Genomic DNA, 291 nt, shown 5'->3' with positions numbered 1-291 from the left:
CATAATTGCCGAGATCCTGCGCGAGCTCGTCGACCGAGATGCGAAAACATGCATGTGGTTTCATGGGATCAGAACCTTTCGATTGCTTACAACAATCCCGCCGACCGCTGAGCCGTGTGGGCGATGCGGTCGGGCAGGCAAAAAGGTTCGTGAGCGTGATAGCCAATCGGGCGCGGAATGGAAGCCCCGCTCGCAGCTTTCGATGAAAGCGCGCTCTTCTAGCGTTCGAGCTGACGCATCAGATACCCCGCGCCTGCCGGCGTGACATTCACAGCGATCGCGAGCTTGTTG

1 protein-coding gene is annotated in these 291 nt (G+C 58.4%); it reads left to right on the top strand.

The genetic code is table 11. The annotated features are described in order from the left end of the window. Positions 1–265, top strand: a 265-nt coding sequence (locus A3736_RS17770; protein ID WP_233999160.1) for a hypothetical protein, incomplete at its 5' end; no start/stop codon positions are given. Positions 266–291 lie beyond the last annotated feature (26 nt).

The sequence above is a fragment of the Erythrobacter sp. HI0063 genome (assembly GCF_001635685.1).
Taxonomy (GTDB): Bacteria; Pseudomonadota; Alphaproteobacteria; order Sphingomonadales; family Sphingomonadaceae; genus Qipengyuania.
This window is presented reverse-complemented; position numbering and strand designations above follow the sequence as displayed.